Raw genomic sequence first — 16462 nt, forward strand, 5'->3', positions numbered from 1 at the left:
ATGAAGCTATATGTGCGAGGCATCTATTAATTAACTTTAGACATTGGACTTTATGGTTTTATGAGATAGTCTGTTTCCTGAAAAATGACGTTTAAATACAAGGTAACTATTCGTTATATAAGGATGTGTCAAAGTGGAAGCGAACAAATTAGTAACAACAGAAGTTAAAACACTTGAGTCAGAGATTAAAGCTTTTATTAGCGCTCAACCGTATTGGGCAAAATATTTATGCTCTGAGATATTGGCTGGTAATGAAATTACAAATGATATTATTGATAATGGATATGCTTATCTTCTTCAAGAATTAGGTCTTAAGGAAAGGGTTGAAGTCCCCGAAATAACAATATCTTATAATCCGAATGCCTCGAATGATTTCAAAGATGACTTGTTGCTTCATTCAATTGTAAATGTTGAAGGTGTTAATGCACTTGCTGAAAATCAGATTATCGAACTAACTAAAAATCTAACGATTATTTATGGTGCGAACGGCGCAGGTAAGTCTGGATATGTTAGGTTGTTGAAGAATGCATTTTATTCAAAAGATAAAAGCGTAATACTTCCAAATGTTAATGTCGATGTAGTACACAAACCCGTGTCGGCAACCTTTAATTTTTGTTCTGGTGGGGATAGTATTTCGTTAAAATATCCATCAGATGCAGCTAATGGAATTTTTACTCAATTCTCTGTTTTTGATGGTGATATCGGTAAAAAACATCTCAGTGTAAGAAATGATTTTAGTTTTCGCCCTGCCAGCTTAAAACTTTTTAACGAGTTCAATATAGTTATTGATAAACTAAGTGAAAAGTTAAAAAGCGAAATTCTAACAAAAGCTACTGCAAATCCATTTGGTGATGATGATATTTTCTCAGGTGAGTCAAAAATAAAAAGCTTTCTCATTAATCTTTCGCATAATTCAAAGATGGAGGTTTTAAAGTCTCATTTACCGTATACTGATAGTGAGAGAGAATGTAGGGCTGAACTTGATAGTCAATATGATAATCTGAAAATAGCATTGGCTCAAAAGGATGAAACGCTCAAGCAATTGAGGAACATCAAAAAACAGTTATCAATTAAAAAGACTAATTTGTTAAAGGTGAATGGTTTTTTTGCTGAAACAAAATTAAATATAATGACTAAGGCTATTTCTGACTGTAGACAGAAAGTAGACACATCTCAAAAAGAAGGTGTTGACAAGTTTAATACTGAAAAAATTAGTAATATTGGATCTACTGAATGGAAAACATTTATTGAGGCAGCACAGGCTTTTGCATCAAATCAAAATAATAGTGAATATCCTCAAGTTGGAGATAATTGCCTTTTTTGTCATCAGGATATTAGCAGCGACGCTCCAATGAACTTGATTAAAAGTTATTGGGAGTATATTAAAAGTGTAGCAGAACAAGATGCAAAAACAGCTATCGAGGAACTTGCAGAAGTGATAGATAGTTATGAGGCAATAGACTTTAATCAATTTCCAGAAAATGAAGTGCTGACTATTTGGCTGAATGATAGATATGAAAATGGATTGTCTAATCTTCTAGGTGATTTACAAAGGCAAAAAACATTATGCCAAGTGATTATTGAATGTGTAAACGATAAGAAAGATATAAATACATCAGAGGTGCAGTTAGATTTAAGCTTCATTGATGATGTCGAAAGTAAAGTTGATGAGGAAATTCAAGCTTATGAAGAAGATGAGCAAACTAAAAGGTTAGCATCTCTTTTAGAAAGTAAAACATATTTGGCTCATAAGGAAAAACTTGAATCGCGGTATGCGGATATTGAAATATTGCATGAGAATTTAATTTGGGTTCAAAAAGCCAAGTTATTCAATAAAGCTTCTTTTAAAACACAGTCCACAAATGCTGAGAAAAAATTATCCGGTGTTTATTTTAATTCAGCTTACATTGACGCATTCAATGCGGAGTGTGAAAGTCTGAATGGGAATTTTGGTATTGAAATAGATGCAAAAAGTTCAGATGCACAGTCAAATAGACAACTATTTCTTAAAAATAAAGATCCAGCATCAATACTGAGTGAAGGTGAGCAAAGGGTAATTGCACTTGCTGATTTTATTGCGGAAACTAATATTGCATCGGTTAATAAAGGTGTGGTGTTTGATGACCCGGTCAACTCTTTAGATGAAGAGAGGAAGAGTGTTATAGCCAAGCGTCTTGTATCTATCTCTGAAGAAAAGCAAGTGGTGGTTTTTACACATGATTTAGTGTTTGTTTCAGCCCTAATTAACTATGCAACAGATACAGATTTGATCCATGAATGTCATTGGATTGAAAAAAGAAATGGAAATCCTGGACAAGTTTGGTTAAAAAATTCACCTACGCATGAAAAGGTTTATCGTAATTCTGAACCTGTCAAAAAATTCTACAACGATGCAAATAAGGATGACTGTCCACCTGAACAAAGAGAGTTTTTAGTTAAAAGTGGATTTACTGCTTTACGTACTTGCTATGAAGTTTTGGTTATTAATGATCTATTTAAAAATGTAGTGCAGAGATATAATGAACGAGTAAGTGTTGATAGTCTCTCTAGCGTATATTTTGATGAGGAGTTGATTGGTGAACTTCTGGAAAGCTTTGGTCAATGCTGTAGATATATGGAAGGGCATACGCATAGCGATAAGTACGCATATAGGAGACCTGAGTCAGTGAATCTCAATGAAGAGATTCAACGATATGACGGAATACGAAACAAAATTAAGAAGTTTAAAAAGTCATAACTTTTGTCATCTGGTTATTATTGGTGAACTATTTGTTGATGAGCTTTTTATTAGCGCTGTAAAGCGAAATATATGATATGTTTATGCGCCTGTTATTATTGACGCTATATGGAACTCAGGCGCATCTATCATCAGTAAAAATACTGGCATCATTATGGAGGTGACTCCTTTTGTTATAGTTTGCACAGGTAATCGAAAATATCGTTTTATTATGAATTGTTTTTTTCTTAAAAGTTGTGTCATTCCTGATAAAACCCATCTCGATTGCCGCAGCTCATGCCCGGCGGCATCCTTTCCCCATGAATACTTTAAATTCCATTCAGGATATCGCCCGCGCTATCCGTAACCTTATCCGCACCGGCATTGTGATTGCAGTCAATCCCGATGAGGGTCTCTGTCGTGTCCAGACCGGTGGGATGCAAACCACCTGGTTAAACTGGCTGACCTGCCGCGCCGGTCGCTCGCGCGTCTGGTGGGCCCCCTCGGTTGGCGAGCAGGTGCTCATTCTTGCCATTGGCGGCGAACTCGATACTGCCTTTGTGCTGCCCGGCATTTTTTCTGATGAACATCCCGCGCCGTCGGCCTCGCCTGATGCCTTTCACGTTTCCTTTCCAGATGGGGCGGTTATCGAGTACGAACCCAAAAGCGGGTCGCTCACGGTGAGTGGCATCAAAACCGCTGACGTCACCGCGTCGGACGCCATTGCCGCAACTGTGCCGCTGGTACTGGTCAAAGCGTCCACCCGCATCACGCTCGATACCCCCGAGGTGGTCTGCACCAACAAGCTGACTACCGGCACGCTTGAGGTGCAAAAGGGCGGGAAGATGAGCGGCGACATTGAGCACGGCGGCGGTACGTTTAAATCCAACGGCGTACAGGTGGATGACCATGACCACGGCGGCGTGAAACGGGGTGATGACAGAACGGTGGGGACAAAATGACAACGAGCTATCTGGGCATGAACCGTCATACCGGGCTCAGTGTTTCTGAGGTTGAGCATATCAGGCAGAGCGTGCGCGACATTCTGGTCACGCCGGTTGGCTCGCGCGTCATGCGCCGTGAATACGGCTCGCTGCTGTCGGCATTGATGGACCAGCCGCAGACCCCGGCACTGCGCCTGCAGATTATGGCCGCGTGTTATTCCGCGATCCAGAAGTGGGAGCCGCGCGTGAGCCTGACGACCATCACCTTTGAACTCGGGGAGAATGACGGCGCGATGTATGTCGATATCACCGGCACGCGGTCGGCGTCAGGCCAGCCTTTTTCTATCACCATTCCACTGAGTTAAACACTATGGCTATTGTTGACCTGAGCCTGCTCGCTGCGCCTGATGTGGTGGATGAGCTGGATTTTGAAACCATTCTGGCAGAGCGAAAGGCGACGCTTGTCTCACTGTATCCCGAGGAACAGCAGGAGGCGGTTGCGCGCACGCTGACGCTTGAATCGGAGCCGATGGTTAAGCTGCTGCAGGAGAACGCTTACCGGGAGGTTATCTGGCGTCAGCGCGTGAATGAATCGGCGCGCGCGGTCATGCTGGCGTATGCCGCCGGTAATGACCTCGATAATATCGGCGCAAATTTCAGCGTCGGGCGTCTTGTTATCACGCCAGCGGATGAGACCATGCTGCCGCCCACACCTGCCGTTATGGAGTCGGACACTGATTACCGCCTGCGCATTCAGCAGGCTTTTGAAGGAATGAGCGTGGCCGGGTCTGGCGGTGCTTATCAGTTCCATGGCCGCAGCGCTGACGGACGGGTCGCGGATATCTCAGTGACCAGTCCGTCGCCCGCCTGCGTGACGATTTCTGTGCTGTCGCGGGAAAACAACGGCGTCGCCTCTGATGAGCTGCTCACTGTTGTCCGTAACGCGCTGAATGCCGAAGATGTCAGACCGGTCGCCGACCGAGTGACGGTGCAGTCAGCCGACATTGTTGACTACCAGATAACCGCCTCGCTGTATCTCTATCCCGGTCCCGAGAGTGAACCCATTCGCGCCGCTGCCTTGAAAAAACTGGAGGGCTATATCAGCGCGCAGCACCGCCTCGGGCGTGATATTCGCCTGTCTGCCATTTATGCCGCGCTGCATGTCGAGGGTGTCCAGCGCGTCGAGCTGGCTGCGCCGGTGGCTGACCTTGTGCTCAGCAGTGCGCAGGCGTCATTTTGCACTGATTACCGCATTGTGATCGGGGGCTCGGATGAGTGATACCCGTCTGCTGCCGGTGGGCTCGTCACCGCTTGAGGTGGCGGCGGCGCGTGCCTGTGCGGATATTGAAAACACCCCCGTCCCGCTGCGTCGTCTGTGGAGTCCTGACTCCTGCCCGGCTAATTTGCTGCCGTGGCTGGCGTGGGCGTTTTCTGTCGACCGCTGGGATGAGAACTGGCCGGAGGAAACGAAGCGCGCAGTCATCCGTGATGCGTACTTTATTCACTGCCACAAAGGCACTATCGGGGCTGTTCGTCGGGTGGTGGAGCCGCTCGGCTATGTCATCAACGTCACGGAGTGGTGGGAGACCCGCGACCCGCCCGGCACATTTCGGCTTGATATTGGTGTGCTGGAAAGCGGTATTTCTGAGGAAATGTATTTTGAAATGGAGCGCCTGATTGCGGATGCGAAACCTGCCAGCCGTCACCTGATTGGCCTGAATATTATCCAGGACATTCCCGGTCATATGTATGTCGGTGGTGTGGTGTATGACGGCGACATTATTACGGTTTATCCCGGATGAGTGAGGAATAATGAGCACGAAATTTAAAACAATTATTACCACTGCCGGTGCTGCAAAACTGGCGGCGGCGACGGTGTCGGGTGGTAAAAAAGTGAACCTTACCGCGATGGCCGTCGGTGATGGCGGCGGCGCACTGCCGGATCCGAACGCTGGTCAGGTAAAACTCATCAATGAAGTCTGGCGTCATGCGCTGAATAAAATCAGCCAGGACAACAAAAGTAAAAACTATATCGTGGCCGAACTGGTCATTCCTCCCGAAGTGGGCGGCTTCTGGATGCGTGAGCTGGGTCTGTATGATGATGCCGGCACGCTGATTGCCGTTGCCAATATGGCGGAGAGCTACAAGCCGGAGCTGGCTGAGGGCTCCGGGCGAGCGCAGACCTGTCGCATGGTGATTATTGTCAGCAGTATCGCCTCGGTGGAGCTGTCCATTGACGCGACAACGGTGATGGCGACGCAGGATTATGTCGACGACAAACTGGCAGAGCATGAGCAGTCCCGCAGGCATCCTGACGCCACGCTGAAAGAAAAAGGTTTCACGCAGTTAAGCAGTGCGACCGACAGCACGTCTGAGACGCTCGCCGCGACGCCGAACGCGGTCAAGGCGGCGTATGACCTTGCGAAAGGCAAATACACGGCTCAGGACGCGACCACGATGCAGAAGGGGATTATCCAGCTCAGTAGCGCCACTGACAGCGAGTCTGAGGCGCACGCCGCGACGCCAAAAGCGGTTAAGGCGGCTCATGATCTTGCCAGTGAGAAATATACGGCTCAGGACGCGAGTACGGCGCGAAAAGGTCTTGTGAAGCTGAGTAATGAGGCTGACAGCGTCAGCGAAGAACTGGCCGCCACGCCGAGAGCGGTCAAAATCGCAATGGATAATGCCAGTGCACGACTTTCCAGAGACCGTAATGGTTCAGATATTCCGAATCCATCGTTGTTTGTCCAGAATATTGGTTTAAAGCCCACGGTTGATAAAGCCACTAATTCGGTCGATAAAAATGGTGACACGATGACGGGAACACTGACGTTGTCTGAGTCTGGTGTAACCATTAAAACGACAAATGGCGACAGTCCACAATATTCTATTCAGAACATTGTGTCGGGTGCTGAGTTTAACACAGACCTTCTTGGCGCAGAGGTTCGTATATTTGGTAAAGGTTCCGGCGCCGGGCAAACGCGTATAGCGTCATTCAATCTCAATAACGGTGACTGGTCTGTACCTGGTTACCTGAGAGCCGGTACAGCCGCATTTACTCCTGATGGCAGTATTTATGGTACCCGGTGGAGTGGCTGGTTACATGACTGGCTTAGTACGAATTTTTCTTCACGAGATAACAACATCAATACCCGTGCAACGTGGGACTGGGTTAACCAGAACTTTGTATCGAATGTCAGATTCGGTGCTGTTGAAACTGCGTTGGTTCAGACTGTTCCGTTTGGTGGATTTAATGATCAGGCCGGGTATGTGCTGACAGGGTTAACCCAGAACGACGGGGATCGTGTCCCTGATAATGTTTACCGTCGCACATTACAGATTTGTTTCCCGTCGCGGGGCTGGTTTGTCGTTGGGCAATAGCAGGAGGAATAACGCATGCAGCAAAATATTAAAAATTTCAGCCGTGGTGAACCCGTCACCGTTGAACAAATTGAACTCGCAAAGCATAACGTCTTATTTTTATTTTCTGAAGATGGTCAGGATTGGTACGAGAGCCAAAAGCTATTTTCAGCAGATTCGATTAAATTTACATACGATAATGATCGCGTCATCCGTAGTATCAGCAAAGACGTATCGATGTTGTGGCCTGAAAATCTCAGTGTTGCCGAAGTTCCTGATACCACAGCTAATCGCCGGGCGGATATTCGTGGAGAGTGGATATTTGATGGGAATACGATAACGCCCCGAACTTACACTGCTGAAGAGTTAAAAAAACAAACAGAGGTAAAGAAACAAACGTTGCTTGCTGAAGCCGAAACCGTAATTGCCCCGCTTGAACGTGCGGTCAGGTTAGAGATGGCCACTGAAGAAGAAATCAGACGACTCGACGCGTGGGAACGATACAGCGTACTGTTAAACCGGACGGATGAGTCCACGCGAGAGTGGCCTCCAAGACCGGAATAACTCAGGCGGGCGGTTGCCCGCGCTTTCCTGCTCCCCGGTTGTGTCAGACCTTATCCAACCCTGACAAATAGCCCGCCATCACCACACAACAGAAAATACACTCACCCTTAACCACGGAGTTAAACGGATGAGTGATTTTCATCATGGCGTAGAGGTCATCGAGCTTAATGATGGCGTGCGCACCATTTCCACCGTCTCAACGGCTATTATCGGCATGGTCTGCACGGCCAGCGATGCTGACGAAAAAACGTTTCCTCTCAATGAGCCGGTGCTCATTACTAACGTGCAAAGCGCCATCGGTAAGGCGGGCAAAAAGGGGACGCTGTCGACGTCCCTGCAGGCCATCGCTGACCAGTGTAAGCCGGTCATTGTGGCCGTGCGCGTGGCCGAAGGTGTCGAAGACCCGGACGACCCGGAGGCCGGGAAGAAACAAACTATTTCCAACATCATCGGCACGACTGACGAAAACGGCAAATATACCGGCCTGAAAGCACTGCTGACGGCGCAGACCGTCACCGGCGTGAAGCCGCGCATTCTCGGCGTGCCGGGTCTGGACTCACAGGAAGTGGCGACGGCGCTCGCGTCCACCTGCCAGAGCCTGCGCGCGTTTGGCTATGTCAGTGCGTGGGGCTGCAAAACCATTTCTGACGCCATCGATTACCGCGAGAATTTCAGCCAGCGCGAGCTGATGGTTATCTTCCCGGATTTTCTGGCATGGGACACCACGGCGAATGAGACTGCGACAGCCTGGGCAACGGCGCGCGCGCTCGGTCTGCGTGCCAAAATTGACCAGACCGTCGGCTGGCATAAAACCCTGTCAAACGTCGGCGTGAATGGCGTCACCGGCGTCAGCGCCTCCGTGTCGTGGGATTTGCAGGAACCCGCGACCGACGCCAACCTGCTTAACAAAGCCGGTGTTACGACGCTTATCCGCAATGACGGTTTCAAATTCTGGGGAAACCGCACCTGCTCAGATGACCCGCTTTTCCTGTATGAGAACTACACCCGCACCGCGCAGGTACTGGCCGACACAATGGCGGAGGCGCATGCGTGGGCGATGGATAAACCCATCACCCCGACGCTCATTCGCGACATCGTATCGGGCATCAATGCCAAATTCCGCGAGCTGAAAAATAACGGCTATATCGTTGACGGCTCCTGCTGGTATGACCCGGAGTCAAACGAGACTGCGACCCTGAAAGTCGGGAAGCTGTATATCGATTACGACTACACCCCCGTCCCGCCGCTGGAGAACCTGACCCTGCGCCAGCGCATCACCGATACCTATCTGGCGAATCTGTCGGACTCGGTCAACAGCTAAGGAGCTCAGAGCATGGCGTTACCCCGCAAACTTAAATATCTGAATATGTTCAACGATGGCCTCAGCTACATGGGCGTCGTAGAGTCCGTCACCCTGCCAAAGCTGACCCGCAAGCTGGAGAAATATCGCGGCGGTGGGATGCCGGGCGCGGTGTCGATTGACCTCGGACTCGATGACGACGCGCTGTCGCTGGAGTGGACGCTCGGCGGTCTGCCTGACGTTGAGCTGTGGGCGCAGTATGCCTCGCCGGGCGCTGACAGTGTGCCGCTGCGCTTTACCGGCTCTTTCCAGCGTGATGACACCGGCGCGATTTCTGCCGTCGAGGTGGTGATGCGTGGCCGTCACAAAGAATATGACGGCGGTGAGAACAAGCAGGGCGAAAGTGGCACGACCAAAATGTCGACTGAGTGCGCCTATTACCAGCTCACGATTGATGGCCGCGAAGTCATCGAGATTGACGTCGTTAACATGGTGCTGAAAGTCGACGGCGTCGACCGTCTGGCGGAGCACCGCCGGGCGATTGGCCTGTAATCCCTTAACCGGTCAGTGAGGCTGGCCGGTCCCTTTTCCTGATGAGAATACCCATGAAAAATATCAATGAAACTGCCGTTGCTGACACTGAAACCGTCAATCCGCATGTGGTGATTTTTGATACCCCGCTGATGCGCGGTGAGCAGAAAATTGAGCAGGTCACGCTGACCAAACCGAATGCCGGAACCCTGCGCGGGGTGTCACTGGCCTCACTGGCGAATTCTGACGTTGATGCGCTGATTAAAGTGCTGCCGCGCATGACGTATCCCGCCCTGACCGAGCACGAGGTCACGCGTCTCGATGCGTCTGATCTGATTTCGCTGGCCGGGAAGGTGGTCGGTTTTTTGTCGCCTGCTTCGGGTCGCTGACCTTTCCGAAAAACCTGTCGGTCGATGACCTGATGGCGGATATCGCGGTGATTTTCCACTGGCCGCCATCAGAGTTACATTCCCTGAGCGTGACCGAGCTCCTGACATGGCGCGACAAGGCGCTGCAACGAAGCGGAAACCATCATGAGCAATAACGTCAGAATCGAGGTGCTGCTGAATGCCGTCGACCGGGCGAGCCGCCCGCTCAAAGCGATCCAGAACGCCAGTAAATCCCTGTCCGGTGATATCCGCACGTCACAGAAAAGCCTGCGCGAGCTGAATGCGCAGGCATCCCGTATCGACGGATTCCGAAAAGCCAGCGCACAGCTTGCCGTGACCGGTCACGCGCTTGATAAAGCGAAACAGGAAGCCGAAGCGCTCGCCACGCAGTTTAAAAACACGGAGCGCCCGACGCGCGCACAGGCGCAGGTGCTTGAATCCGCGAAGCGTGCCGCCGAAGGGCTGCAGACGAAATACAACAGCCTCACGGAGTCAGTAAAGCGCCAGCAGCGCGAGCTTGGTGCGGCGGGAATTAATACCCGTAATCTGGCAAATGATGAGCGGGGGCTTAAATCCCGTATCAGTGAAACCACCGCCCAGCTCAACCGTCAGCGTGAGGCACTGGCGAAAGTCAGCGCACAGCAGGCGAAGTTAAGCCGGGTGAAAGAGCGGTATCAGGCCGGTAAATCACTGGCCGGTAACGCGGCGGCGGCGGGCGCTGCCGGGGTCGGTATTGCGACGGCGGGAACGATGGCCGGGGTTAAGCTGCTGACGCCGGGCTATGAGTTTGCGCAGAAGAACTCAGAGCTGCAGGCGGTGCTCGGTGTCGACAAACAGTCACCCGAAATGCAGGCGCTGCGCAAACAGGCGCGTCAGCTCGGGGACAATACGGCGGCCTCTGCCGATGATGCGGCGGGGGCGCAGATTATTATCGCCAAAAGTGGCGGGGATGCGGCGGCCATTCAGGCGGCGACGCCGGTCACGCTGAATATGGCGTTATCTAACAGGCGCACGATGGAAGAGAACGCCGCGCTGCTGACCGGGATGAAATCAGCGTTTCAGCTCTCAAATGACAAGGTCGCGCATATTGGTGATGTTCTCTCGATGACGATGAACAAAACCGCCGCCGATTTTGACGGGATGAGCGATGCGCTGACCTATGCCGCGCCGGTGGCGAAAAATGCCGGGGTGAGTATCGAGGAAACCGCCGCGATGGTGGGGGCGCTGCACGACTCCAAAATCACTGGCTCGATGGCGGGAACGGGAAGCCGTGCCGTCATGAGTCGCCTGCAGGCACCGACCGGCAAAGCCTACGACGCCATCAAAGAGCTCGGGGTGAAAACCTCCGACAGCAAGGGCAACACGCGCCCGATATTTTCCATCCTGAAAGAAATGCAGCGCAGTTTTGAGAAAAATAATCTCGGGACGGGTCAGCGCGCGGAATACATGAAAACCATTTTCGGGGAGGAAGCCAGCTCGGCGGCCGCCGTGCTGATGACGGCGGCCTCAACCGGCAAGCTCGATAAGCTCACCGCCGCGTTTAAAGCCTCGGACGGCAAGACCGAGGAGCTGGTTAAGGTTATGCAGGATAACCTCGGCGGCGACTTCAAAGAATTTCAGTCAGCCTATGAGGCGGTCGGGACTGACCTGTTTGACCAGCAGGAGGGCTCTCTGCGTAAGCTGACGCAGACGGCCACGCAGTATGTGCTCAGACTCGACGGCTGGATCCAGAAAAATAAGGGGCTGGCGACCACTATCGGCGTGGTGGTCGGGGGCGCGCTGGCGCTAATGGGGGTGATGGGCGGGATTGGCCTTATCGCATGGCCGTTGGTAATGGGGATAAATGCCATCATTGCGGTGGCGGGCGTACTCGGGGTGGTTTTCAGTACGGTCGGCGGCGCGATTGTCACGGCCATTGGCGCAATCAGCCTGCCGGTGCTGGCGGTTGCCGGGGCGGTGGTGGCCGGGGCGCTGCTCATCCGTAAATACTGGGAGCCGATTGGCGCATTCTTCTCGGGCGTGGTGGAGGGGCTGAAAGCTGCCTTTGCCCCGGTGGGGGCGATGTTTACCCCGCTCGCGCCGGTGTTTGATGCCATTGCGGAAAAGCTGGGCGTTGTCTGCCAGTGGTTTAAAGACCTGCTTGCGCCGGTGAAAGCCACGCAGGACACGCTCGACAGTTGCAAAAATGTCGGCGTGGCGTTTGGTCAGGCGCTGGCTGATGCGCTGATGACGCCGCTCAACCTGTTTAACAGCCTGAGCGGCAAGGTTGACTGGCTGCTGGAGAAACTCGGCGTTATCAAAAAAGAATCGACCGACCTCGACCAGACTGCAGCGAAAGCGGATAAGGCTTCACCGGGTGGCGGGTATATCCCTGCGACAGCAAGTTATGGCGGGTATCAGGCGTATCAGCCGGTCACTGCGCCTGCAGGTCGCTCTTATATAGACCAGAGCAAAAGCGAATACAACATCACCCTGCAGGGTGGCGTTGCGCCGGGTGGAGACCTTGACCGCCAGCTCCGCGACGCCGTCGACAAACTTGACCGTGAAAAGCGTGCGCGTCAGCGATCCAACATGAGACTCGACTGAGAGAGGGGGCAAAATGTTAATGGTGCTGGGATTTTTTGTGTTTGAACGGCGCACCCTGCCGCATCAGTCAATGCAGTATTCGAAGGACTACCGCTGGGTGTCCAATGACCGTATCGGCAAACGACCGGCTTATCAGTTTCTCGGGGAGGGGGAAACCTCACGCACCCTGTCGGGGACGCTGTACCCTGAAATCACCGGCGGGCGTCTGTCGCTGCTGGCGATTGAGCTGATGGCCGACGAGGGGCGTGCATGGCCGCTGATTGACGGAACCGGCATGATCCACGGGATGTACGTTATCGATAAAGTGACCCACAACCACACCGAGCTTTTCAGCGACGGCGCAGCGAGAAAAATCGAGTTCACTCTGTCCCTGAAACGCGTCGACGAGTCGCTCGCGACCATGTATGGCGACCTGAAAACGCAGGCGGATAATCTGGTCACGTCTGCCGGTGAATGGGCGGGAGGGCTGGCAGGATGATAACAGGAATGAATATTCAGGCCGGGGCGCGTGTTGCCCCTGCGTATATGCTCACGCTGGACGGGGCGGATATCACGCAGAATTTCAGCGACCGGCTTATCGGTCTGACCATGACCGACAATCGCGGGTTCGAGGCTGACCAGCTCGATATCGCGCTTGATGATACTGACGGGCTGGTCGAGCTGCCGCCGCGTGGGGCATCGCTGACGCTGTGGCTGGGCTGGCAGGGATCCGCACTGGTTAACAAGGGGAGTTTCACGGTTGATGAAATCGAGCACCGGGGCGCGCCTGATACGCTGACCATCCGGGGACGTAGTGCCGATTTTCGCGGGACGCTGAACTCGCGGCGCGAGCAGTCATGGCACGACACCACGCTTGGGGTGATTGTGGAGACCATCGCGCAGCGTAATAAGCTGACGGCCAGTGTTGCTGACTCTCTGAAAGCCATCGCCATTCCCCATATCGACCAGACGCAGGAATCCGACGCGGCGTTTTTGTCCCGCCTTGCTGAGCGTAATGGTGCATCCGTGTCGGTGAAAGCCGGGAAGTTATTATTCCTGAAAGCCGGTAGTGCGATGACGGCCAGTGGTAAGCCGATCCCCCAAATGACCGTCGAACGTGGCGACGGCGACCGCCATCAGTTCGCCATTGCAGACCGGGAGGCTTACACCGGCGTGACAGCGAAATGGCTACATACCAAAGACCCGAAACCACAAAAGCAAAAGGTAAAGCTCAAACGTAAACCCAAAGAGCAGCACCTGCGCGCGCTGCAGCACCCGAAAGCCACCAAAACATCAGCAAAGGCTAAGAAGAAAAAAGAGCAGGAAGCGTGGGAAGGTGAGTACATGGCCGGAGAGTCGGACAACGTTCTTGAGCTCACGACCATCTATGCCACAAAGGCGCAGGCCATGCGCGCGGCTCAGGCAAAGTGGGACAAGATACAGCGAGGCGTGGCGGAGTTTTCCATTACCCTTGCCACTGGCCGGGCTGATTTATTTCCTGAAACGCCGGTGGCCGTGAAAGGCTTTAAGCGCGTGATAGACGAGCAGGCATGGATAATCAGCCGTGTGGTGCACAGCCTTAACGGGAGTGGCTTCACGACGGGCTTAGAGCTTGAGGTTAAGGTTTCTGATGTGGAGTATGAGAGCGAAGAAATAGCGCAGTAATGTAATATATGTATTTGTTTTATAAAGTTAAAGTGAGTAAAATTACTGTATTGAAAACGCTCAGAGGTGCTCATCATGTTTCACTGCCCGAAATGCCATTACGCCGCCCATGCCCGCACGAGTCGCTATTTTTCTGATACCACAAAAGAGCGGTATCATCAGTGCACAAACATCAACTGCAGTTGTACTTTTGTCACGACAGAAACCGTTGAGCGTTTCATTGTTTCACCGGGGGAAGTCGTACCGGCTCCACCGCATCCGACGATGACCGGTCAGCATCAAATGCCCTGGCTGTGAGCCAAAAGAAAACCCCGCGAATGCGGGGGGTTTCTGTATTTTCGCGATTAGACATCGTCCGGTAGTTCGCGTATCGCTTTGCGTATGTTTGATTCAGCGTCGTCAAGTTCACTTATAGCCCTGTTGATATCTGAACGGCCATTCTCTACCTTGGAGCGAGTACGCTTCAAAACGGTCATGGCGTCTTCAATTGCACTTAGAGCCCGCTTTAATCTTCTCTTGGTATCCATCTTTGCCAATTCCTTGTTTTCATAGATATTTCACAATATTTAATGAGAATACATTGGTATTACTCGAAAATAAGTGTCTGGTGTCTCATTTATACAACCCGAAAACATGAGGTGTGAAGGCTTCTTCTTGCCTAGTGTGGCATTACTTTTTAGTTCAGGTGACGAAGGGATAAGCCTCGCAAAAGCGAGGCTTTTAGTATCGATGTGGTCAATGTGTGGACATTGTAAGAAATAAATCCATTTATTTCAGTAGATTGCAGGCAAAAAATAAGCCTGCGTAAGGGAGATTACGCAGGCTAAGGAGGTGGTTCCTGGTACAGCTAGCATTTATGGGTTATGTTTTTCAGCGGGTGGGATAATACCCTTAATGAACGAAACGGTATGTGATCGATTTCTAAGAATCTTCCGAACGCTGAAAAATAACCGTAATTAACTACTTAGCATGCGGGTTGCGCGTGGACTCACCGGCAAAATTACGCATCAACAATGCATAATTCAGATCGATATCCTGCGGTACGGGCATCCATACGGTATAACCATCACCAGGCGCAACTGGCATAGCTTCGCCTTTCGCGTTTTCCATCTGCTCAAGGGTGAAATTGACGTTACCCTGAGGCGTCATCAGCTCCAGACTGTCACCGACGGTGAATTTGTTTTTCACCAGTACAGCGGCCAGATCGCCTTTGCGTTCGCCGGTGAATTCGCCGACAAACTGCTGACGTTCGGAAACAGAAAAACCGTATTCGTAGTTCTGATAGTCGTCATGCGTATGGCGGCGCAGGAATCCTTCGGTATAACCACGGTGCGCCAGGCCTTCCAGTGTTTCCAGCAGTTGCGGATCGAACGGTTTACCGGCTGCAGCATCGTCAATGGCTTTACGATAGACCTGTGCGGTACGGGCGCAGTAATAGTAAGACTTGGTACGGCCTTCGATTTTCAGCGAATGCACGCCCATCTGGGTCAGGCGTTCAACGTGGGCAATTGCGCGTAAATCTTTTGAGTTCATGATGTAAGTACCGTGTTCGTCTTCGAACGCGGTCATGTATTCACCCGGACGCTGGGCTTCTTCAATCATAAACACTTTGTCCGTAGGCGCGCCGATCCCAAGCGTCGGTTCCACGTTTTGTACCGGTATGGGTTCATATTTGTGTACGATATTACCCACTACATCTTCTTTCCCTTCCTGCACGTTGTATTCCCAGCGGCAGGCATTAGTACAGGTTCCCTGGTTTGGGTCACGCTTGTTGATGTAGCCAGAGAGCAGGCAACGGCCGGAGTAGGCCATGCACAGCGCGCCGTGAACGAAGATCTCAAGCTCCATATCCGGCACCTGGGTGCGGATCTCTTCAATTTCTTCCAGCGACAGTTCGCGAGACAGGATCACGCGGGTCAGCCCCATTTGTTTCCAGAATTTCACCGTTGCCCAGTTTACGGCGTTAGCCTGTACTGAAAGGTGAATGTCCATCTCCGGGAAGTTTTCGCGCACCAGCATGATAAGCCCTGGATCGGACATGATCAGCGCATCCGGCCCCATTTCCACAACGGGTTTCAGGTCACGAATGAAGGTTTTCAGCTTGGCGTTGTGCGGGGCAATGTTCACCACCACATAGAATTTTTTACCCAGTTCATGGGCTTCATTAATGCCGAGCTGCAGGTTTTCGTGGTTGAATTCGTTGTTGCGTACACGCAGAGAGTAACGCGGTTGGCCCGCATACACAGCATCTGCGCCATAGGCGAAAGCGTAACGCATATTTTTCAGCGTTCCCGCCGGGGAAAGGAGTTCCGGTTTAAACATAGTTTTCTCGTTCTGATGACAGGTCAGACTCGCTTCACTGAATGAAGCGGTTGGGGGAGTGCCCCCATATTAAGGGCGGGCATTGTATCGCTGCGTGACGGGTAGG

General features: G+C 51.6%; 16 protein-coding genes. 15 read left to right on the forward strand and 1 reads right to left on the reverse strand.

What is annotated here, in order from left to right:
- Positions 1-133: 133 nt before the first annotated feature.
- From EHN13_RS14040 to EHN13_RS14110, 15 genes are all read left to right on the forward strand, one after another.
- A complete protein-coding gene (locus EHN13_RS14040) occupies positions 134-2737 on the forward strand; it encodes an AAA family ATPase (protein WP_124021593.1) in 2604 nt (867 codons plus the stop codon).
- 299 nt (positions 2738-3036) lie between these two features.
- A complete protein-coding gene (locus EHN13_RS14045) occupies positions 3037-3678 on the forward strand; it encodes a phage baseplate assembly protein V (protein ID WP_124021594.1) in 642 nt (213 codons plus the stop codon).
- A complete protein-coding gene (locus EHN13_RS14050) occupies positions 3675-4025 on the forward strand; it encodes a GPW/gp25 family protein (protein WP_124021595.1) in 351 nt (116 codons plus the stop codon). The genes EHN13_RS14045 and EHN13_RS14050 overlap by 4 nt, the downstream gene beginning before the upstream one ends.
- 5 nt (positions 4026-4030) lie before the next feature.
- A complete protein-coding gene (locus EHN13_RS14055; protein ID WP_124021596.1) occupies positions 4031-4939 on the forward strand; it encodes a baseplate assembly protein in 909 nt (302 codons plus the stop codon).
- Complete coding sequence (locus EHN13_RS14060; RefSeq protein WP_124021597.1) at positions 4932-5462, forward strand: phage tail protein I; 531 nt, start codon at positions 4932-4934, stop codon at positions 5460-5462. Before EHN13_RS14055 ends, EHN13_RS14060 begins: the two co-directional genes overlap by 8 nt.
- A gap of 10 nt (positions 5463-5472) precedes the next feature.
- Positions 5473-7041: a phage tail-collar fiber domain-containing protein gene (locus tag EHN13_RS24355; protein WP_232034639.1), complete on the forward strand. Its 1569-nt coding sequence runs from the start codon at positions 5473-5475 to the stop codon at positions 7039-7041.
- Positions 7042-7056: 15 nt separating this feature from the next.
- Positions 7057-7584, forward strand: a complete 528-nt coding sequence (locus tag EHN13_RS14070) for a tail fiber assembly protein (protein ID WP_124021598.1) — start codon at positions 7057-7059, stop codon at positions 7582-7584.
- Between the two features lie 127 nt (positions 7585-7711).
- Complete coding sequence (locus EHN13_RS14075; RefSeq protein WP_124021599.1) at positions 7712-8905, forward strand: phage tail sheath protein; 1194 nt, start codon at positions 7712-7714, stop codon at positions 8903-8905.
- A gap of 12 nt (positions 8906-8917) precedes the next feature.
- A complete protein-coding gene (locus EHN13_RS14080) occupies positions 8918-9436 on the forward strand; it encodes a phage major tail tube protein (protein ID WP_041327772.1) in 519 nt (172 codons plus the stop codon).
- A 53-nt stretch (positions 9437-9489) separates the two neighbouring features.
- The gene (locus EHN13_RS14085; protein ID WP_124021600.1) at positions 9490-9804 is read left to right on the forward strand and encodes a phage tail assembly protein; all 315 of its coding nucleotides are present in this window, start codon (positions 9490-9492) and stop codon (positions 9802-9804) included.
- Positions 9801-9959 carry a GpE family phage tail protein gene (locus EHN13_RS14090; protein ID WP_306308100.1) on the forward strand — a complete coding sequence of 53 codons (159 nt, stop codon included), beginning with the start codon at positions 9801-9803 and terminating at the stop codon, positions 9957-9959. The genes EHN13_RS14085 and EHN13_RS14090 overlap by 4 nt, the downstream gene beginning before the upstream one ends.
- On the forward strand, positions 9949-12390 hold the full coding sequence (locus EHN13_RS14095; RefSeq protein ID WP_124021601.1) for a phage tail tape measure protein: 2442 nt from the start codon (positions 9949-9951) through the stop codon (positions 12388-12390). Before EHN13_RS14090 ends, EHN13_RS14095 begins: the two co-directional genes overlap by 11 nt.
- A gap of 13 nt (positions 12391-12403) precedes the next feature.
- Complete coding sequence (locus EHN13_RS14100; protein WP_124021602.1) at positions 12404-12868, forward strand: phage tail protein; 465 nt, start codon at positions 12404-12406, stop codon at positions 12866-12868.
- On the forward strand, positions 12865-14034 hold the full coding sequence (locus EHN13_RS14105; protein ID WP_124021603.1) for a phage late control D family protein: 1170 nt from the start codon (positions 12865-12867) through the stop codon (positions 14032-14034). The genes EHN13_RS14100 and EHN13_RS14105 overlap by 4 nt, the downstream gene beginning before the upstream one ends.
- Positions 14035-14109: 75 nt before the next feature.
- Positions 14110-14331 carry a DNA-binding transcriptional regulator gene (locus EHN13_RS14110; protein ID WP_047090157.1) on the forward strand — a complete coding sequence of 74 codons (222 nt, stop codon included), beginning with the start codon at positions 14110-14112 and terminating at the stop codon, positions 14329-14331.
- A gap of 663 nt (positions 14332-14994) precedes the next feature.
- On the opposite strand, the gene trhP is transcribed toward EHN13_RS14110, so the two are convergent.
- Positions 14995-16356: a prephenate-dependent tRNA uridine(34) hydroxylase TrhP gene (gene trhP, locus EHN13_RS14120; protein WP_048212055.1), complete on the reverse strand. Its 1362-nt coding sequence runs from the start codon at positions 16354-16356 to the stop codon at positions 14995-14997.
- Between the last annotated feature and the right edge of the window lie 106 nt (positions 16357-16462).

The organism is Citrobacter youngae (assembly GCF_003818115.1).
GTDB classification, from domain to species: domain Bacteria; phylum Pseudomonadota; class Gammaproteobacteria; order Enterobacterales; family Enterobacteriaceae; genus Citrobacter; species Citrobacter youngae.